Below are 19480 nucleotides of genomic sequence, written 5' to 3' on the forward strand. Positions count from 1 at the left end.
TACTACCAATAGTTAGTTAATTATAAAGATTTTGGATAATTAGGGTGGAAAATACCCACCCTAGCTGAATTAACCCGGTAAAATCACTGTATCGATAACGTGTACCACACCATTATCAGCTTCAATATCTGCTGCTAGAACTGTGGCATTTTTGACTTCAAAACCATCAGAAGAATCAATTTTAATGGGTGAACCTTCCACAGAATTAACCGTACCGAGTTGTGCCAAATCAGCCTTTAGCAGCTTTCCCGGAACGACATGATACTTTAAAATCCGCGTTAGCTGGGGAATATTCTGTAACAGAGTTTGGATAGTTCCCGCTGGTAACTTGGCAAAAGCATCGTCATTTGGTGCAAAGACAGTGAACGGGCCAGGACTTTTTAATGTTTCTACTAAACCAGCAGCTTGTACAGCCGCTACCAGTGTTTTAAAAGACTCAGCCGTAACTGCAATATCAACAATATCAGCCATATATCTTACCTAAATCTCTGCAAAAGATTTTAAAGGATAATAAACCTATTTTAAGTTTTATTAAACAAAATAAATTTAAAATCAGGTGTTTAATAAACTACACGTAGATGTGTACTTTTCGTCAGACATCTCCGAAACAGTTCTGAGTGCTGAGTAATATCATGTCCAGCTAATCAACCTGAAAAAAATTTTCGTAGTTAGGACTTCAGTCCTGATTTTGTTCGCCTCTGGTCTAAAATTGAGGCTGAGATGTTCAAATATAAGAACTATGGAAATTTTTTATCGTAACTAATTACCCGGACATGATATCACTTCATCTTCCATCATCGGTCGCTGGGTTTTTTGGCATGGTCTCGGTTGATTTTTCTGCTCTGGCTCATACTTGCGATCGCGTCACTCAAATCCCTATCTATAATTGAGTTTCAGATGATTTGTAAGAGATGCAAATATTACCTTTTGCGAGATTTTTGATCATGATATGTGCCCAATGCCCATTAATTATGATTTGCTTTCCAGTTTGCTAGATCAGTTAAAGAGCGATCGCGGTAACGTCCATAACGCTCTTGTTTACTTTTGATTTTCGCACCCAGTTCGGGAAAAATCCCAAAGTTGGGCGGCATTGGTTGGAAATGCTTTGGCGAAGCGGAACTAATAAATTCCAATAACGCACCGATCATTGTTGTTGGTGGTAAAACTAAAGGTTCTTTACCCAAAGCTAGCCGTGCTGCATTAATTCCTGCCAAGCAGCCACCCGCAGCCGCTGCGGTGTAGCCTTCAGTACCAATCAACTGTCCAGCTGCTAATAATGTCGGACGCTCTTTAAATTGCAGAGTCGGATGCATTAGCTGAGGAGCATTAATAAAAGTATTGCGGTGCATCACTCCCAGCCGCACAAACTCCGCCTTTTCCAAACTTGGAATTAGCTGAAATATTCGCTTTTGCTCACCCCAGCGCAGGTTAGTTTGGAATCCTACCATGTTCCACAGTTGACCGACTTTATCTTCTTGTCGTAACTGCACCACAGCATAAGGACGTTCTTCTGTGCGAGTATCTGACAATCCCACTGGCTTTAGGGGGCCGTAGCGCATGGTATCTTCCCCCCGGTGTGCTAGTTCTTCAATGGGTAAACAAGCTTCAAAAAATTTTGCCGTTTCCCGTTCAAAACCTTTGAGTTCTGTTTGTTCAGCTTTACAAAGTTCTTCTCGAAACTGCAAGTACTGCTCTTTATTCATTGGGCAGTTGAGATAGGCGGCTTCACCTTTGTCATAACGTGATGCCATAAAAGCAACGTCACGGTTAATCGATTCTCCCACAATAATCGGACTAGCCGCATCGAAAAAGCTGAGGTATTCCATCCCGGTAAAGCGGTGCAAATCTTGGGCTAAGTCGGGACTGGTTAAAGGTCCAGTTGCCAAAACCACAATTCCTTCTGGAATTGCAGACACTTCACCCCGACGAAATTCAATTAAAGGATGGCTAGTTAAAGTTTGAGTCAAGTCTTGGCCAAATTGTCCTCTATCGACGGCTAGCGCCCCACCTGCCGGAACGGCGTGTTCATCAGCTTTAGAAATGACGATAGAGCCAAGTTGGCGTAACTCTTCGTGCAATAATCCAGCTGCGCGATCGCTTGCCATTGCCCCAAAGGAATTACTACATACTAATTCTGCCAGATGTTCTGTATGATGAGCAGGGCTGAAGCGTTTTGGACGCATTTCATGGAGAATTACTGGTACTCCAGCTTGGGCTATTTGCCAAGCTGCTTCAGTTCCAGCTAGTCCACCTCCAATTACTTGTATCGGTTGTTGTTCCATAATTAAATTTTAATTTCTATATTATAAGTATCCATCAGCATCACAGAAGTAAAATTAAATAAAAAGTCATGCTGACTATATAATCAGCGTAAAACATGGTGGAGCAACAACATCAGATAATCTCTGCTATGCCTGGATTTTCTGTAACTTTCAAAAAAGAACTGATTTGGAGTCAATAATTATAAATTATTTGTATCAATTCCCTTTTCTGTGAGTTTAGCTAACAATTCTTGATAGTGATCGCGCTCTTTTTCTAATTCTTGTAAAGCCGCTTCCTTTGCTTGACATTCCCGTTCTGCACGTTGGCGTTCTTGTTCCCGTAACTGGTTAATTTCTACGGTAGTCAAAAACTTTTGTCCAGTGGGAGAAAAAATTTCCAGGGTATCCAGTGTTAATGTAAAACGGATTCCCAAACGCGGACTTACCCAGCCATTCATCTCTTCGATAACTTCAAAACTATCCTCAGAACGGATCAAGCCATTTAAATCGTTCTTATCCGGATCATAAATATAATATTCTTCCACGCCGTAACGCTGGTAAAACTGCAATTTTTTGGTCATTTCTTTGAGGGTGTTACCTGGCGATAGAATTTCAAATACTACCTGTGGGGGGATATTATCTTCATTCCATTGTAAATAGGAACCCCGTTTTCCTTTTGGTCTGCCAAAAACTACCATTGTATCCGGCGCTTGTTTAATATTCGGGTTTCCTTTAACTGGATACCAAAACAAATCTCCGGCGATAAATACATCAGCTTGGGATGCAAATAAGATTTCTAAATTTTCTTTAATTTTGACAATCCATGCAAATTGTTCTGTATTATCCGCCATTGGTTGTCCGTCGCTTTCCGGGTAGATGACTTCGGTGGTGGTTTCTGGTGTAACTTGTTGTACCATTGCTGCACCTCCAAGTATGGGTTTTAGTAGTCATAGAAATTTGGACTCAACTCAGATTCTACTATTATGGAAATTTCCGATCGCGCACTTCTACAGCATAATCTTGCACGGCTTTAGTAATCGTCTCGCGCAAATTTGTGTAAACCTTGGCAAAGGGTGGCTGCTTCTCTGTAAGCCCGATTACATCTGAGGTAACTAAAACTTGTCCATCACAGTGAGTTCCTGCACCGATACCAATTGTTGGAATGCTCAGTTTTTGTGTAATCTCCATTGCCAAATCTGCGGGGATATGCTCTAAAACTAGAGAAAATACACCAGCTTGTTCCAGAGCGATCGCTTCAAGTAAAATCCTCTCACTCGCTTCTTGCGTTTTCCCTTGTTGTCGCAAACCAAGTTGATGTACTGATTGCGGTGTCAAACCAACATGACCCATTACCGGAATTCCGGCTTCTACCAAACGAGCAATAGTTTCTGCGATCGCTGGATAGCCACCTTCCAATTTTACCGCTTGAGCGCCTGTTTCCTTCAGTACCCGCCCAGCTGAATGCATCGCTTGCTGGAGACTTTCTTGATACGTCAAAAATGGTAAATCTACAACTACTAATGCGCGTTTAACTCCTCGACGCACAGCTTTGGCGTGGTATATCATCTCATCCAAAGTTATCGGTAGTGTTGTTTCATACCCTAGAACTACTGCCATAGAGTCACCCACAAGGATTAAGTCTACACCAGCTGCATCGAGGAGTTGAGCGATCGCGTAATCCCAGGCGGTCAATGCCACAATTGAACGTCCCTGTTGTTTCCATTGAATTAATTGCTGGGTAGTGATTGCCATTTTTCTAGGTGGGGAGTAGGGAGTAGGGAGTAGGGAGTAGGGAGTAGGGAATTTCACCACTCCCCACTCCCCACTCGCCATTCCCTCATTTAACGGCGCGACTGAAAGCAATATGGGGTTTTGCACTATTTGTTTTGGGCATTAACCAAGCTAGACCTTCACTAGTACCTATCCATAATTTATTGCCGATGTCAGGTGCAAGGGTAAGAACCCGACTAGAAGGGAGTCCAGCAACTTCTGAGTCTAAGACAGCTCCTGTATTTGGATTTAATCGTAACAAACCATTGTTAGTCCCGACCCAGACACTACCATCTTTAGCAAAACGTACTGCTGTCACGTTACGCCCACGTAGGCGAGTCACAGACCGCAACACTGCACCAGTTTTTGGGTTAATAACTAGCAAATTGTTCGGCATTCCCGCCCAAATTAATCCTTCTGGACTAATAGCTAAAGCTTGTACAGTCGTCCCAGGTAAATCGGCTATCCGCTTCATAATCGCTGCACTAGCAGTATTTACCCGCACTAATCCATCAAGAGTGCCAACCCACAGTTGACCTTCAGCATCTAAAATCATGGTGTTGCCGCTGACACCAGGCAGATTTTTTAATGTTGTCATAATCAAGCCTTGGTCGGGACTAATTAGGGCTAAACCGCTATCAGTTCCAGTCCACAAATAACCCCGCTTGTCAAGTAACAGCGACAACACCCGTTTAGAAGGCAAAAATAAGTTCTGTGCGGTAATTTCGCTAGTACGGGGGTCAACTCGCATTAGTCCCTCATAACTTCCCACCCACAAACGTCCTACTTTGTCTTGGGCTAAAGCACCAATGGTAGCATTCAATAAGCTTACACGAGAAACAATCTTGCCGGTTTTAGGATCAATCCGCGATAGTCCTCGCCAAGAACCTACCCAAAGATTGCCCGTAAAATCTTCTAGTAAGTTGCCGACACGATAATCAGTTTCTGGCGAATGTTCTTGCACTCCCCGCTGATCGGGTAAGGGTTTTACTCGCGGTGGCGGTGCAGAAGGTGGGTAAACTGGGGTTATATCAGATGAATTAGTGTCAGGGGTTTTTTGTGCCCATCCTATACTTGGCACAGCGATCAACCCCAGCAAGATAGAAGTAATCAATAAATTAGCACGCTTGTAAAACAATACCACGGTGACATTTCCTTTGGAGACAGTACCCATAGCCGTTACCTAAACTGGCTTTAGGTTAATTCCAGTGTTCCCCTAGCTGGGATTAATTAAACGTCATCTGGAATTTTTCTCAAATTCAATGGGCATTGGGCACTTGTACTGAGCTTGTCCTGAGCTTGCCCTGACTTGTACTGAGCGTAGTCGAAGTAGCGACGTCGTAAAGCCTGCGGCATAGCTACGCTTAGGGCGCAGCCTTTCCAAGAGTTGGGCGAAGCCGAGGTAAGGGCGGCGTTGTAAAGCCTGCGGCATAGCTACGCTTAGGGCGCAGCCTTTCCAAGAGTTGTATTGAGCATTGGCGAAAGTAATTCTTTAGGACTAGCCCTTTCAAGGTGACTCGAAAAATCTCGTTTTTTCTCTCTGCGCTACGGGCAGTTTGCTCAAGTCGGGAAACCCGCCCACGCAACTGCCCTCCTCTGTGCCTCTGTGGTTTAAAAGTAATTTATCTAACCACAGAGCCGCAGAGAACACAGAGGTAAGAAGTTAAAAAGAGGTTTTTTGACTAACATTTTTACCCACCTTGAAAGGGCTATTCTTTAGGACTTACGCACTGTACAAATTGTCTATTATGCGAATAAGGATATTTGGTTGTCTCAAAGTATTGTCGATTTTAACCGGGTGATGATAGCTTTACGAATGCGTAGGCGTAGCCCCTCATAGACATCACTACGGACTTGTCCTCTGAACCGAAAGACTTGTCCTCTGAATTAAAAGACTTGTCCTCTGAACCAAAAGACTTGTCCTCTGAATTAAAAGACTTGTCCTCTGAACCAAAAGACTTGTCCTCTGAACCGAAAGACTTATCCTCTGAACCGAAAGACTTATCCTCTGAACCGAAAGACTTATCCTCTGAACCAAAAGACTTATCCTCTGAACCGAAAGACTTGTCCTCTAAACCGAAAGACTTGTCCTCTCAACCAAAAGACTTATCCTCTCAACCAATCGTTATGCACATAATAGCCAATTTTTACAGTGCGTAAGTCTTATTTTTATATAGCCGTAGTCACATAGGTTAGGACATAATGACCAGCGTGAAAGCTAGGAATAGTAATAGTTTTACCTCCTGCCTCCTGCCTCCTGCTATAACTCCCCAGTCCCCAGTCCCCAAAGGCTCTATACAGTTATTCATGACACTTTGTAAATCATTTGTAACAAAATGTTTAAATCTTTATGTAATAACAAATTCATATAGTTAAGTTAAAAACTTTCAAAGAATAACTTATCAATTTCTTGATATATTGTGAAACAAGTTACAAATTACGTGGTGTGGAATTTTTTATCTTTCGCTCACCATGCTAAATCTCTGTGAAGTAAACTCTTTTATGGTATCTTTTCCATCAACGGGTAAGATATAAGGAGTGTAGAGACGGGAATGTGTGCCAGCCAGCCCAATCCCCTAAATACCCCAATCCATAGGGGAATTATCTAAATGCTGCCAGCAAAGCGCGGAAGTTTTGGTGAAGTTGAGAAGATTTAGTTGGGTGCGAAAAAGAGATAAAAAAGAATTTTGATTCGTAGGAAGGGGGAAAAGTAGAAGCGCTAGGACGTGTATCCCCAGAAGGGGAAAACACTGGTGAGGGGGGTTACTACCGCTACCAAAGTGTCTGCCGCAAAAAACTACTACCTTTTTCCAAAGACAACCCCTAACAAAAAATTTCCCTGTGCCACTGAAGGGGGGAAAGAGTGCGGTGAAGGGAAGTTGCACAAAACGTGATTTGATAATTAAAAAGAGTGATTTCAGGGAAGGATAAAATATGTCTTACGCTCAAACGAAGACTCAGAGCAAATCTGGGTATAAGGCCGGTGTTCAAGATTACAGACTAACTTATTACACACCCGATTACACACCAAAAGATACCGATCTTCTAGCTGCGTTTCGCATGACACCCCAGCCTGGTGTTCCTCCCGAAGAAGCAGGTGCGGCTGTAGCGGCTGAGTCTTCCACAGGTACTTGGACAACTGTGTGGACAGACTTGCTCACCGACCTCGATCGCTACAAAGGTCGTTGCTATGATATCGAACCAGTTCCCGGTGAAGACAACCAGTACATCTGTTACGTTGCCTATCCTTTGGACTTGTTTGAAGAAGGCTCTGTAACCAACGTATTGACCTCAATTGTAGGTAACGTATTTGGTTTCAAAGCCCTGCGGGCACTGCGTCTAGAAGACATCCGTTTTCCAGTAGCTTACATCAAGACCTTCCAAGGGCCTCCTCACGGTATCCAAGTTGAGCGCGACAAGTTAAACAAATACGGTCGTCCTTTGCTGGGTTGTACAATTAAGCCGAAATTGGGTCTTTCCGCTAAGAACTACGGACGCGCTGTATACGAGTGCTTGCGCGGTGGTTTGGACTTCACCAAAGACGACGAAAACATCAACTCCGCACCATTCCAAAGATGGCGCGATCGCTTTTTGTTCGTTTCTGAAGCTATCAACAAAGCCCAAGCAGAAACCGGTGAAATTAAAGGTCACTACCTAAACGTCACCGCCCCCACCTGTGAACAAATGTTGCAACGGGCTGAGTTCGCTAAGGAACTCAAACAGCCCATCATCATGCATGACTACCTCACCGCAGGCTTCACCGCCAACACTACATTGGCTCGTTGGTGCCGTGACAATGGTATCCTGCTACACATTCACCGTGCCATGCACGCTGTAATCGACCGTCAAAAAAACCACGGTATCCACTTCCGTGTATTGGCTAAAGCTCTACGGTTATCCGGTGGTGATCACATCCACACTGGCACCGTAGTTGGTAAGTTGGAAGGTGAGCGCGGCATCACAATGGGCTTCGTTGACCTGTTGCGTGAAAACTACATTGAGCAAGACAAGTCTCGTGGTATTTACTTTACCCAAGACTGGGCTTCTCTACCTGGTGTAATGGCAGTTGCTTCTGGTGGTATCCACGTATGGCACATGCCCGCGCTGGTAGAAATCTTTGGTGATGACTCCGTACTACAATTCGGTGGTGGTACTCTGGGACACCCTTGGGGTAACGCTCCTGGTGCAACCGCTAACCGCGTCGCCTTGGAAGCCGTTATTCAAGCTCGTAACGAAGGCCGCAACTTGGCTCGTGAAGGTAACGATATCATCCGCGAAGCTGCCAAGTGGTCTCCTGAACTAGCTGTTGCTTGCGAACTGTGGAAAGAAATCAAGTTCGAGTTTGAAGCAATGGATACCGTCTGATCTGAGTTAACAGTTAAGAGTTAAGAGTTAGAAGTAGAGACGCGATTAATCGCGTCTGTACAGTAGAGACGCGACGCCAGTCGCTACAACGGGGAGCCACTGCGGTCTTCTCCCAAGGGGAGACGCCAAGGGCGATAGCGAAGCGGTAGCGAGTCATCGAGCGTCTGGGGTTTCCCCAAGTGGAGCAAGTGGCGTGGGAACCCCCCTTCGGGTTCGAGGGTTCGCAATCGACGGGAACCGCCAAGACTGCGACCCCTTCACCGCAACGCGCTGGCTCATTAATCGCGTCTGTACAAGAGTTAGGATTTGCATTAATTCATAACTCATAACTCATAACTCATAACTCTTCAGGGCTGGGGTGAAGCATGAATCTTAAGCAAATTGCGAAGGACACAGCCAAGACTCTCCAAAGCTACCTGACTTATCAGGCTCTAAGGATAGTACTGGCACAGCTAGGCGAAACGAATCCTCCATTAGAACTTTGGTTGCATAACTTTTCGTCTGGCAAAATTCAGAATGGTGAATCATACATTGAGCAACTGTTGCAAGAAAAACCAGATTTGGCTTTGCGAATCATGACTGTCAGGGAACACATTGCCGAAGAAATCATCGAATTTTTACCGGAAATGGTTCGCACTGGCATTCAGCAAGCCAACATGGAACAGCGTCGCCAGCATTTAGAACGCATCACACGAATAGACACATCTAACCCCAGTCTGCAACCAGAACAGCAAGCAACTTCAGATCCGAATTTGGATAACTTATCCAATTAGTTCGGTCAACCTAGTAGTAAAAAATCGCAACCCATTATCAAAAGCTATGCAAACTTTACCAAAAGAGCGTCGTTACGAAACCCTTTCTTATCTGCCCCCCCTGTCTGACGCTCAAATTGCCAAGCAGATCCAGTACATTTTGAATCAAGGTTACATTCCAGCGATCGAGTTTAACGAAACTTCTGAGCCAACAGAATTATATTGGACACTGTGGAAGCTGCCTCTGTTCGGTGCTAGATCCACTCAAGAAGTATTGAGCGAAGTTCAAGGATGCCGTTCTCAATTCAACACCAGCTATATCCGTGTTGTGGGTTTTGACAACATCAAGCAGTGCCAAATTCTCAGCTTTATTGTTCACAAACCCAATAAAGCTAACAGATACTAAAGCTAACGAGCTTTAAATAATTTGTTGATTATAAATAGGAGAGGTAGAGTTTTCTGCCTCTCTTTTTTTTAGAGGATGGTAAACTCGGAGGTTTTTTTTAGTTGGTGATGCAGAATAGAATCGTAGATTGGAAAGCAAAAGGTGGTACTTGTGCAGTACATTGCTCTGGCTGAAGCGTACTATAATCGAGGTATTGCTAACTATTATTTAGAGAATTTTCAAGGGGCTTTGGAAGACTTAAATGGAGCTTTGCAAATTAATCCTAATAATCCCAAATCTCTCATCGCAAGGGGTATAATTTCTTCTGCATTAGGAGCCATAGAAGAAGCTATAAAGGATTATAACAAAGTATTAAAGATTAATCCCAATAATTATCATGCTTATTTTAATAGGGCAGTTGTCTACTCTATTATAGGAAATAAACAGAAGGCAATATATGATTATAATCGAGCATTACAGATTAATCCCGATAAAGCTGATGCTTACTATAATAGGGGAAATATCCGCTATGAATTAGGAGATAAGCAAGGGGCAATATACGATTATAATCGAGCATTACAGATTAATCCCGATAAAGCTGATGCTTACTACAATAGAGGAAATATCCACCATCAATTAACAGACAAAGATAAGGCAATTGAGGATTTTAAAAAGCAGCAGATATCTATAAGCAGAAAAGCCAAGAGATAGATTATCAAGATGCTGTTGAAAAAATAAAATTACTTAATCAGTCTGAATGTACAGATGAAAATAGAGATAATAGAACTGAAATAAACTTTTCTCAAAATTACATTAATTATTCATTTGATGTTTTGGTTCAAGATAAAGATATTTGGAAACAATTACTCCAAGATATATAAACTCTCGTTGGCAAATAATAAGTATAAAAAATCAGAAATTTATCAGGATTAAATTCTATGGAAATGATCAAGAATGTTCCATTTTGAGTCAAAAATTTCAAGAATATGAAAAATCTTGTCTTAAAAATATTAAGAGTGATTTTGATACTGATATAAATATTGAAACAACACAAGAAGAAAATTGCATAGATAATATTGATAAAGAATTTAATAAGATTAGCGATAATAACTACTCTGCTCAATTTGAGAGCGATAGGTATGATGGTTGGCTCGATTGTGGCTATATGAATGATATTACAAATCCTTATGAAATATACTAGATTAGAGTCATAACTATAGACTAGCATTTATTTTTTTATCCCCAAAGTAATAACTATGCAACAAATTACTCTAACTGAAGCATCTCAAAATTTGCCTGACTTAATTGAAGCAGCACTCAAAGGTGAGGAAATTATCATCATCAAAGATAATCAACCTTTGGTGAAGTTAACTCCTGTGTCGCCACTTAAACACCGTCCTAAGTATGGTAGTGCCAAAGGACTTGTAACAATATCTGATGACTTTGATGAACCACTAGAAGATTTTAAGGAATATATGGAATGAGGCAACTACTGGACACTCATACTTTTATTTGGTTTGTAATGGGTGATCCAAGAATCAGCGTTACTTTGCGATCGCAAATTGAAAATAATGAAAATCTACTGAGTATTGCTAGTGTTTGGGAAATGGCAATCAAGCACAGCATTGGTAAACTCAACTTTGGTTTGGCTTTTGATGAGTTTATCGAACAGCAAATAATTAGTAATGGTATTGAATTACTGCCAATAGCCATAGACCATATTACTGTTGTTACTACACGACCTTTACATCATCGTGATCCATTTGACCGAATTTTAATTGCACCAGCACTCGCAGAAAATATACTTATACTGAGTGCTGATAAAATTTTTGATTTATATCCAATAAGACGTGTGTGGTAGGTAGCGTTGCTTTTCTACCAAAAGATAAATAAACAGTTATCACCAAAAAAACTTAACATTACTTTAAGCAGTGCTAGGCAAAAATAATTTTATGGGTTACTACATCGCTCCTCGCTTTCTGGACAAATTGGCTGTCCACATCACCAAAAACTTTCTAAAGCTTCCTGGTGTGCGAGTTCCCGTGATTTTGGGTATTCATGGACGCAAAGGAGAAGGCAAAACATTTCAATGTCAATTAGTCTTCGAGAAAATGGGTATCGAAGTGACTAACATATCTGGCGGCGAATTGGAAAGTCCAGATGCAGGAGATCCAGCCCGGTTGATTCGGCTGCGCTATCGGGAAACAGCAGAACTGATCAAAGTACGCGGCAAAATGTGTGTACTGATGATTAACGATTTAGATGCAGGGGCTGGACGCTTTGATGAAGGCACTCAATATACTGTAAATACGCAGTTGGTAAATGCCACACTGATGAATATTGCTGATAATCCCACAGATGTGCAACTGCCTGGAAGCTATGATTCCACGCCTTTACATCGTGTGCCGATTATTGTTACAGGTAATGATTTTTCCACCCTCTATGCACCGTTAATTCGGGATGGACGGATGGAGAAATTCTACTGGGAACCAGACAGAGACGACAAGGTGGGAATTGTCAAGGGGATTTTTGAATCGGATGGACTGTCACAGAAAGAAGTTGAGCAGCTAGTTGATACTTTTGTCAATCAATCTATTGACTTTTTTAGCGCTTTGCGATCGCGCATTTATGACGAACAAATCCGCAACTATATCCATCAAGTAGGTTTTGAGCAGGTATCCTTGAGTGTGGTTAATAGCGTTAAAGGGCCACCAGAATTTAAAAAACCAGATTTCAGGTTGTCTCACTTAATGGAGTCTGGTAACTTCCTGGTTGGGGAACAAAAACGGGTGGAAAATTCCCATTTGGTTGATGATTACAATCGACTCAATCGAGGTAGAAATTCTCAATCTGCACCACCTGCTGCTATACCAATTAATCAGCCACCACGCAATGGTGTAACTCCAGAAGTAAAAACTAATGGATTTCAGCAACAGGAAGTATCGAGTCCACATTTGAGCTTGGATACACAAGCACAAATTAGGCAATTATTGTCTCAAGGTTACAAAATTATCATTGAACATGTAGATGAGCGCCGTTTTCGCACAGGTTCATGGCAAACTTGTGTTCATAGCCAGATTGATGCAGAGTCTGATGCAATCTCAAATTTGGAAGCAACTCTGGCAGAATATAACGGTGAGTATATCCGCTTGGTAGGTATTGATCCAAAGGCCAAGCGGCGGGTGATGGAAACGATTATTCAGCGTCCGAATGGAAAAAATTAGGGGTAGATACAAATGATGTACCCACACCTCCCTTTGGGTAGGTTTGGGCATCTCACCTGCTCATATTCTAGATGGGGTCAATTCTCAAACAACTGGAAAAAATATGCTTCCTCAATTTGAGAGTTGAATCCTTCCCTTTTAACTACATGTAAGAGCTGAAGCTGAGTTAACCTTTGTTAAATCGCCAGTAAATACTGCTGTGTATTCATAAGGTGATGAACCAGAGCAAGTCATAGAATTTGTATTAGCGCGACGGGGAGTCCACCATGACTTTGCCTGCACAGTCAAATTTGTGCCATTCCATGATAGGCTTTTGACAACTAAAGAGTTAGTTTGTCCATTATCCGCCTTTTTGGCAGTTAAAAATGTGGCATAGTTAACCTGGCCATTGTCTGGATTAATCCGGGCTATAACTGCGACTTTTGGCCCGCCTCCGCTACCATAGCTAGACAACCAACGCCCAGTTGCAAAGCGGCGAAAATCATTACCAGTCTGACTACCAGTGGAGGAGTAAATGCCATATAAAACATTGCCCCCATCCCAATACAATCCGTAACCTGTACCGTCGTCATTTGTTGTTTCGTAATCAGTTCTACACCATGATTTAAGACCACTATTAAAACGGATTGTCACAGGGTTTTTGTTATTAGATGAGACTTGCTGATAACCAATGTAAATGGCTGTATTTCCATTAACTACTTTGGGGCCATTTTTAGCTTTGATTGTCGCTTCACTATCATTGCAACTGAATGTTACAGCATTACCGATAGATGAATTTACCGTCTGGGCAAAAGCTGGAGGAGCTTTTTGTGTGATTACTAAATCAGCTACTAATACTATAGATAAAGAGAAACCTGTCAAATACTTCTGCAATTTGTGAGAATAAATCATGGTAAAAATCTGCCGAGAAATTGTAAAGGAAAACACCGTATCACTGTAAACTCTAATGAGAACTTAGACAAGATAAATTGTTAAAACTCGCAGATTGCAGCATTGTCGACATTACAAAAAATGAGACTATGCTACAAAATGCATAAACTAATATGCATAATTGCATGATATTAACTGTATATAAACCTTGCTTCTTAAAAAGCATCAGTGAATAGAATAAATTGCGATCGCAGCAGTCAACAACAAATGGTTTTCATACATAAGTAGCATTTGCTTATTCTTCATGTAACTTCTGCTTTCTGCCTTAGACCGTGCTGTATTAAACGGTTTTAGCATTCTCATCTGAGACTTTTTTTGCACGAGCCTTTAGGCGGGTTAACCTGCTTTTACGGACACGTTCGCTATCACGAATACCACCTGCCAGTTCATATTCGCTGCTGTTTTTGCCATACTTAAAAGCAACGCCCCTCACTAACTTATCTGTAAGATTGCTCAAGGTTTTTTCCATCTCATCAATCTTAGTTTTGGAAGAGTCAATCATAGCTACATCAATGTTATAAGCATTAAGCATAATGCGTAAATGCTCAATTAATTGAGTCAGATTTTGCAAATCGCAATTATCACCAAAATCGAGATTTGAATCAATTGCTTTCAGTCCAGCGGATCGTAATTCAGCTTTTTCCAGAACACGGGATGTACGTTTTGGACGGGACATAGATATATTCGTAAGAGAGATTTTTAGAAGACTAATTCAGTAATCCTGGAAAAACCTCTCCTCCAACCCTGAATCAAAGAGGGGAGTTTGGCTCCCTCTTCCTTTGTAGGGAAGGAAGCTAGGGGGTTAGGTTTTTGATTACTGAATCGATGTAGAACTAGTTTGACTTAATAAAGCTGTTTTCTGGTTCAGTAAAATTCGTGAATAATTTTATTTATTAAAAAACTAATATATAAATCTGAGTAATTTCTCTTAATTCAGATATTGCACTTAGTTTTTTGGACGATTGCTTTAACGTTAGTAATGAATATCGTGATGTTGATGATGAATCTCGCAATGTTGATGATGAATATCGTGATGTTGATGATGAATATCGCAATGTTGATGATGAATATCGCAATGTTGATGATGAATCTCGCAATGTTGATGATGAATGTTGTAATGTTGATCATAATCGCTTTTAATTAGACCACATATGTTGTAGTGGCACAGCATTGCTGTGCCACTACCGCATGGTCTATTTAACTGAAAAAGGTTGTAAGCAGGGAATTAGACAAGCCTTAATTGTTTACATTTTTGCAGCAAAGAAATGCTGCTTCACCACGTCTAAGCGTGAACAATTCCAATAATCGACATGGGAGATAATTAAACCATCAGAGTTAAGACCTAATTCACTCCAACCAGGAATAGAAATCCGTGGCTTCCAGGGGAGAGGAGTGTTCCAACTAAGTGTCCACTCAGTTTTTATTGTGTCTCCCAAACGTTGAATGTTATGTAAGTCCATCTTGGTATTTAAAAACAAAGTCTCAATGAAATTAATCATCTGTTTGTAGCGTTTAACACCACGAAATTTATTCAGCGGGTCTTGAAAATAAACGTCTGGAGTGTAAATGCTGTAAGTTTGATTTACAGGGAATCTTTGATAGTCTTCTTTGAGGATTTCAATGATATCCATGATAAATAGATAGATATATAAATTAATTTAATATGTAAACGTGGCGCAGATAGGAATCCCTAATTAAAAATTGAAATTAACCTTCATTCCATAATTTTTCTAATCGACGCCGCCAAGCAATTAGGACTTTTTCTCGCGTCTCTGAGGTTTGATTTATATCGCCCATTAATCCTTCTGCATAAAAGCGTTCTAAGGTTTGCATAGTAGCTTGCAGAGATTGTCCTTGTTGTTTTGCTGCCTGAATAATTTGCCGGATGCGGCTTTCAATTAGTCGATTAAAGACATCATCTAATCCAGCCTGATAAAGAGATACAAGTTGGTTGATTGCATCGGACAAATCTGTACTTACTAAAGTGCCAGTATTATGTTGAAATACCCCCCAAATTTTCCCTTCATACAAAGCGTAACGTACTTCTTGAGTGTCATCAAAGTTGGCTTCTAGGAACTGTTCTAAAAATGGTTGCCCTTCCTTCGCAGGCACAATAGGCAGTAAAACTCGCAGCCAAGTATTATCTTCGGAAAGCAGCACCAACAGCCGAAAACCAGAAGTGTCTATTTGCCACGATCCAGGAGCGATCGCATGAACAGCCGATGTACCAAATAATTCTGTTACCGTACCCACAATTTCTTCAGGTGTCATAAGCCTTTATTAGATATAACCTCTAGATTAGCGCAGAGGTGGATCAGCTTATTCACTAGTACTGTAGATTTACAAATTAGATGTTGCTGTTCACAGATCAATGTCGTCTTTCACAGACTAGTACAGCGCGGCGGAAATAAACAACCCATTTCAAATCAACGAAACGTTTACGCTTTGAGGCTGGTTGGCATAGGCAGCTTTGACAAAATCTAGGATAACTTCCAACGATAAGCAATCGTCCTGGGGAATAATAGCGCCAAACTGTTGATCCAATTGAAATTCATTGATTTCACGCCAGAAGACGATCAGGCTGCCAGTTAAGCCAACTATGATTGCAATCAATGCGATCGCAAAACCCAGGATGCGATGCAGAGTAAATACAATGTTACGTAGTTTTTTATAACTCAAGTTAAACGCTCCTTTGCACAAACTTAAGCTTGATGAATACAGTAAGATACCCCTTGTCCCTTTTCAAACATTCTTGTAAAAAACCTACACTTGTCAGAGGGGTAGGGCGGGGTCAAAAGGTCACTGAAACAGTTCCTTGTACGGTAAACGGTGCTTGGGGGAAGATAAGAGGCCAATTGGTTTCGTAATATCTGACATTAAAGATGTTCTTGAAATTAAGTGCAGCTTGCCAATTATCACGTTTATAGGAAATGACAGCATCAGTTCTGACGTAGGAAGGAAGGGTGATAATCGGGTCAAAGTAATCGTTGACCCGATCGCCCACGTAAAATATGCCTCCTCCAAACTGTAAGCCTTTCAAACTACCCTTTTGAATTTCGTAGGTTGTCCACAGACTTGCACCCTGACTAGGAATAGCTGGCAAAGCCCCCCCTATGATTGCCGAATTGCTGTCTTTGCTAGTATAGGTATCGTTGAGATACGCAGAAGCAATAACTTTCCAACCAGGTGAGATTTCGCCGGCAATATCGAATTCAATTCCTCGGCTTTTGACTTCTCCCAAGGCGATTGAGTATTGATTATTATCTGGGTCTGTGGTGGGGATATTGGTTTTGGCAATGTCATAGGCTGCTAGTGACGATATCAGCCGTCCATCAAAAAGCTCGGCTTTGACACCAACTTCATACTGTGTACCACGACTCGGCTCTATTTGCGTCAGGTCTGCTCTTAGGGTTCCTAAGTTGCCTGTAAAAGAGCGACTGTAGCTTGCGTACAGCGAGATGGGTTCGATTGGTTGATAAACAATGCCTACGCGCGGGGAAAAGGCTTGAGAGTCAGAACCGGACTTTTGCGGTTCGCTAGGAATACTGATGTCAGCAATACTCTCAGTGTCTGTGCTGATAAAGTCATATCTACCGCCTACAAGCAACTTGAGATTTGGCAGCAATGTCACCTGGTCTTGCAAGGCAATTCCGACAGTATCATTTCTACTGTTACTATCCGACGTAATAACCGCAGGGAAGGGGAAGCCATAGGTGGGATTGTAAATGTCTATCGACGGATATCCTTCATCAGCACCAAAGCCTGGATCAGAACTAAAACTTGGTTTCCATTCCAATCCTGCTAACAGTTGATGCTCAATGGAACCAGTTTTAAATTTAGCAATTAAGTCAGTTTGTAAAAGCAGGTTGGTGGAATTAGAATCACCACCGTAGAAGCCTCGCAACACTGTTTGACCATCTTCGGCAAAAGCATACTCATTGACCACAGCACTGTAATAATGTTCAAACTTCGCCTCAAACCGGCTCCTGAGCCGGAGATGATCATTAAACTGATGGTTGAGCGTTAAATCGATTTGATGGCTTTCAATGTCTTGAGCGGCATTGTAATCATTTAAAGAAAGATTGATCGGCAGACTAAACGATCTAAGGTCGTTAGGAAAACCGCGATCAAAACTGGAGTTAAATTTTAGATACTCATAGGCGAAATCCAGGGTTGTTGTATCGCTGATCTTGTAGGTAAACGCAGGAGAGATAAAGAAAACCTTGTTGAAAACTAAATCCCGAAAGCTATCGGAATCCTCGTAAGAAACATTCAACCGATACAACAACTTTTTATCGGTCGTCAACGGGCCAGACAAATCAATCGCCCCATTGTAATAGTTGTAACTTCCTGCTGTGAAAGTAGCAGCATAAAAGGGATTGCTCAAAGGTTTTTTCGTGACATAATTGACGACTCCACCTGGTTCCACCTGTCCATATAAAACTGAAGCTGGACCTTTGAGGACTTCTACCTGCTCAATATTGGTAGCATTAGTAAAGATAGACGTAGTGGCAAATCCATCTTTTAAAGAGTTGGCATTAAAGCCACGAATGTTGACACCATTTTCGGAATTGCCATAGCCCGTTGTAAAGGATGTACCAGACACATTGCGAACAGCCTCATTAATCCGTGTGATTCCCTGATCCTTAATTACTTGTTGGGGAACTACCTGAATCGACTGGGGAATATCACGTAAAGGTGTATCAGTTCTGGTTGCAGTACTCGCTTCTGGCACAGTGTATCCATCTTGTTCACCTGTCACTACAAGCTCAATCGGTTGATCACCCTCTGCTGATGGTTGACTAGGCTGTGTCTGAGTTTCTGGCTGATTTGGTGGCTGAGTTGGTTGCGTTTGAGGTTGTTGTGCGGAGGATGCAGCACTAGCTACAGAGAAGATAATACCCTCATCTGGACTGTCAAACAACTCAACCTGTGGTACACCAGCTTCCCCCGTGACACTCACCCGGATAGTATTGGCATCAAAGTTTGTTACTGTTATTTCACTAACCTCTGCAATTGGGGAAGTTGAGCGGTATGTGAATGCCTCGCCATTAGGTAAACGCAGTTGGGCATTGGGAATATCAGCAATAAAGTTATTGCCCGAAGAGCGATTCACTACTTGCAATTGTTGCCCTTTTGAGGTTTGTAAAATCACCTCCACACCCAAAGAGGTGGGATTTGCCTTGACTGAAGTCACTTGTATAACTTCACTCTCCTGATTTTGGGCTGGCGGGTTCTGCTGTTCTATTTGAGCTAACCATTCTTTGACTGTTCTTGCAGAACGCTTTAGTTCCTGTACACGAGAAATTTCAGTTACTTCCTTTGCCTGAGTTGGTTGTATAATCACAGCAATAAAAAAACAGGAAATAAAAAGCGATGTCCACGACGGGCTACGCCTACGCAACAGTTTCATAACTCCACACACCTAATCGTATTTTTCAAAACAAAGCCGATTCTTTGAGAATTAGTTTATATAACTTCGTTTATGAGAATAATCATCTTTCTGCTTGCGTTTGCGATCCCACCACATCACAAAGCCAGTTATAAATAGAATTAACGGAGCCAGACCAACGAAGACATAGAGAATGCGGGTGGGTAAGCCGCCGAAAGTGCCGTAGTGCTGTGGCTCGAAGGAATTGAGAATCTTGTCGCCTAACGATGCTTTTAACGAATTATCAACTCGTAAAACCTGACCACTGCAGGACTTACGCAACTGGCACAATGCGAGCGCCATTTATAGTACATAAGTATTAATAAGTGGAATGCATCAGGCGACATCAGCCTCTTGATGCA

General features: G+C 41.8%; 23 protein-coding genes. 10 read left to right on the plus strand and 13 right to left on the minus strand.

Going from position 1 to position 19480, the window contains the following annotated elements; all coding sequences use genetic code 11:
- Positions 1–69 precede the first annotated feature (69 nt).
- The 5 genes from V7K46_RS21915 to V7K46_RS21935 form a co-directional block, all read right to left on the minus strand.
- Positions 70–471 carry a fasciclin domain-containing protein gene (locus tag V7K46_RS21915; RefSeq protein WP_069073559.1) on the minus strand — a complete coding sequence of 134 codons (402 nt, stop codon included), beginning with the start codon at positions 469–471 and terminating at the stop codon, positions 70–72.
- Between the two features lie 494 nt (positions 472–965).
- Positions 966–2282 (minus strand): FADH(2)-oxidizing methylenetetrahydrofolate--tRNA-(uracil(54)-C(5))-methyltransferase TrmFO, encoded by a 1317-nt coding sequence (trmFO, locus tag V7K46_RS21920; protein WP_335116766.1) that lies wholly within the window; start codon positions 2280–2282, stop codon positions 966–968.
- A gap of 179 nt (positions 2283–2461) precedes the next feature.
- Positions 2462–3178 (minus strand): Uma2 family endonuclease, encoded by a 717-nt coding sequence (locus tag V7K46_RS21925; protein WP_335116768.1) that lies wholly within the window; start codon positions 3176–3178, stop codon positions 2462–2464.
- A gap of 64 nt (positions 3179–3242) precedes the next feature.
- A complete protein-coding gene (gene panB, locus V7K46_RS21930; RefSeq protein WP_335116770.1) occupies positions 3243–4013 on the minus strand; it encodes a 3-methyl-2-oxobutanoate hydroxymethyltransferase in 771 nt (256 codons plus the stop codon).
- Positions 4014–4098: 85 nt separating this feature from the next.
- Positions 4099–5205, minus strand: coding sequence for a ligand-binding sensor domain-containing protein (locus V7K46_RS21935; RefSeq protein ID WP_335116772.1), 1107 nt, complete (start codon positions 5203–5205; stop codon positions 4099–4101).
- A gap of 680 nt (positions 5206–5885) precedes the next feature.
- On the opposite strand from V7K46_RS21935, the gene V7K46_RS21940 reads away from it, so the two are divergent.
- Positions 5886–6191, plus strand: a complete 306-nt coding sequence (locus tag V7K46_RS21940; protein WP_335116774.1) for a hypothetical protein — start codon at positions 5886–5888, stop codon at positions 6189–6191.
- Between the two features lie 774 nt (positions 6192–6965).
- The gene (locus V7K46_RS21945) at positions 6966–8396 is read left to right on the plus strand and encodes a form I ribulose bisphosphate carboxylase large subunit (protein WP_335116776.1); all 1431 of its coding nucleotides are present in this window, start codon (positions 6966–6968) and stop codon (positions 8394–8396) included.
- Between the two features lie 13 nt (positions 8397–8409).
- Here V7K46_RS21945 and V7K46_RS21950 read toward each other — a convergent pair whose 3' ends face one another.
- Positions 8410–8640: a hypothetical protein gene (locus V7K46_RS21950; RefSeq protein WP_335116778.1), complete on the minus strand. Its 231-nt coding sequence runs from the start codon at positions 8638–8640 to the stop codon at positions 8410–8412.
- Positions 8641–8761: 121 nt separating this feature from the next.
- Here V7K46_RS21950 and rcbX point away from each other — a divergent pair, with 121 nt between their 5' ends.
- The 7 genes from rcbX (at position 8762) to V7K46_RS21985 (ending at position 12757) form a co-directional block, all read left to right on the plus strand.
- On the plus strand, positions 8762–9169 hold the full coding sequence (gene rcbX, locus V7K46_RS21955; RefSeq protein WP_335116781.1) for a RuBisCO chaperone RbcX: 408 nt from the start codon (positions 8762–8764) through the stop codon (positions 9167–9169).
- A gap of 46 nt (positions 9170–9215) precedes the next feature.
- Entirely contained in the window at positions 9216–9554 is a 339-nt protein-coding gene (locus tag V7K46_RS21960; protein ID WP_335116783.1) for a ribulose bisphosphate carboxylase small subunit, read from the plus strand.
- 141 nt (positions 9555–9695) lie between these two features.
- Positions 9696–10244, plus strand: coding sequence for a tetratricopeptide repeat protein (locus tag V7K46_RS21965; RefSeq protein WP_335116785.1), 549 nt, complete (start codon positions 9696–9698; stop codon positions 10242–10244).
- 142 nt (positions 10245–10386) lie between these two features.
- Positions 10387–10734, plus strand: a complete 348-nt coding sequence (locus V7K46_RS21970; RefSeq protein WP_335116787.1) for a hypothetical protein — start codon at positions 10387–10389, stop codon at positions 10732–10734.
- A gap of 55 nt (positions 10735–10789) precedes the next feature.
- The gene (locus tag V7K46_RS21975) at positions 10790–11017 is read left to right on the plus strand and encodes a type II toxin-antitoxin system Phd/YefM family antitoxin (protein WP_335116789.1); all 228 of its coding nucleotides are present in this window, start codon (positions 10790–10792) and stop codon (positions 11015–11017) included.
- Positions 11014–11394 (plus strand): type II toxin-antitoxin system VapC family toxin, encoded by a 381-nt coding sequence (locus V7K46_RS21980; RefSeq protein ID WP_335116791.1) that lies wholly within the window; start codon positions 11014–11016, stop codon positions 11392–11394. Before V7K46_RS21975 ends, V7K46_RS21980 begins: the two co-directional genes overlap by 4 nt.
- Before the next feature lie 91 nt (positions 11395–11485).
- Entirely contained in the window at positions 11486–12757 is a 1272-nt protein-coding gene (locus tag V7K46_RS21985) for a ribulose bisphosphate carboxylase small subunit (protein ID WP_335116793.1), read from the plus strand.
- Positions 12758–12895: 138 nt separating this feature from the next.
- Here V7K46_RS21985 and V7K46_RS21990 read toward each other — a convergent pair whose 3' ends face one another.
- Complete coding sequence (locus V7K46_RS21990; RefSeq protein WP_335116795.1) at positions 12896–13648, minus strand: hypothetical protein; 753 nt, start codon at positions 13646–13648, stop codon at positions 12896–12898.
- A 319-nt stretch (positions 13649–13967) separates the two neighbouring features.
- Positions 13968–14363: a hypothetical protein gene (locus tag V7K46_RS21995; protein WP_335116797.1), complete on the minus strand. Its 396-nt coding sequence runs from the start codon at positions 14361–14363 to the stop codon at positions 13968–13970.
- Between the two features lie 278 nt (positions 14364–14641).
- Here V7K46_RS21995 and V7K46_RS22000 point away from each other — a divergent pair, with 278 nt between their 5' ends.
- The gene (locus V7K46_RS22000) at positions 14642–14827 is read left to right on the plus strand and encodes a hypothetical protein (RefSeq protein ID WP_335116799.1); all 186 of its coding nucleotides are present in this window, start codon (positions 14642–14644) and stop codon (positions 14825–14827) included.
- 104 nt (positions 14828–14931) lie between these two features.
- Here V7K46_RS22000 and V7K46_RS22005 read toward each other — a convergent pair whose 3' ends face one another.
- The 5 genes from V7K46_RS22005 to V7K46_RS22025 form a co-directional block, all read right to left on the minus strand.
- Complete coding sequence (locus V7K46_RS22005; protein WP_335116801.1) at positions 14932–15318, minus strand: DUF2358 domain-containing protein; 387 nt, start codon at positions 15316–15318, stop codon at positions 14932–14934.
- Positions 15319–15394: 76 nt separating this feature from the next.
- Positions 15395–15958, minus strand: coding sequence for a leucine zipper domain-containing protein (locus V7K46_RS22010; RefSeq protein ID WP_335116803.1), 564 nt, complete (start codon positions 15956–15958; stop codon positions 15395–15397).
- Positions 15959–16108: 150 nt separating this feature from the next.
- Entirely contained in the window at positions 16109–16366 is a 258-nt protein-coding gene (locus V7K46_RS22015) for a PepSY domain-containing protein (RefSeq protein WP_335116805.1), read from the minus strand.
- Positions 16367–16478: 112 nt separating this feature from the next.
- On the minus strand, positions 16479–19100 hold the full coding sequence (locus V7K46_RS22020) for a TonB-dependent siderophore receptor (protein WP_335116807.1): 2622 nt from the start codon (positions 19098–19100) through the stop codon (positions 16479–16481).
- A gap of 51 nt (positions 19101–19151) precedes the next feature.
- Complete coding sequence (locus V7K46_RS22025) at positions 19152–19400, minus strand: PepSY-associated TM helix domain-containing protein (RefSeq protein ID WP_335116809.1); 249 nt, start codon at positions 19398–19400, stop codon at positions 19152–19154.
- Between the last annotated feature and the right edge of the window lie 80 nt (positions 19401–19480).

Source organism: Nostoc sp., from assembly GCF_036917395.1.
GTDB lineage: Bacteria > Cyanobacteriota > Cyanobacteriia > Cyanobacteriales > Nostocaceae > Nostoc.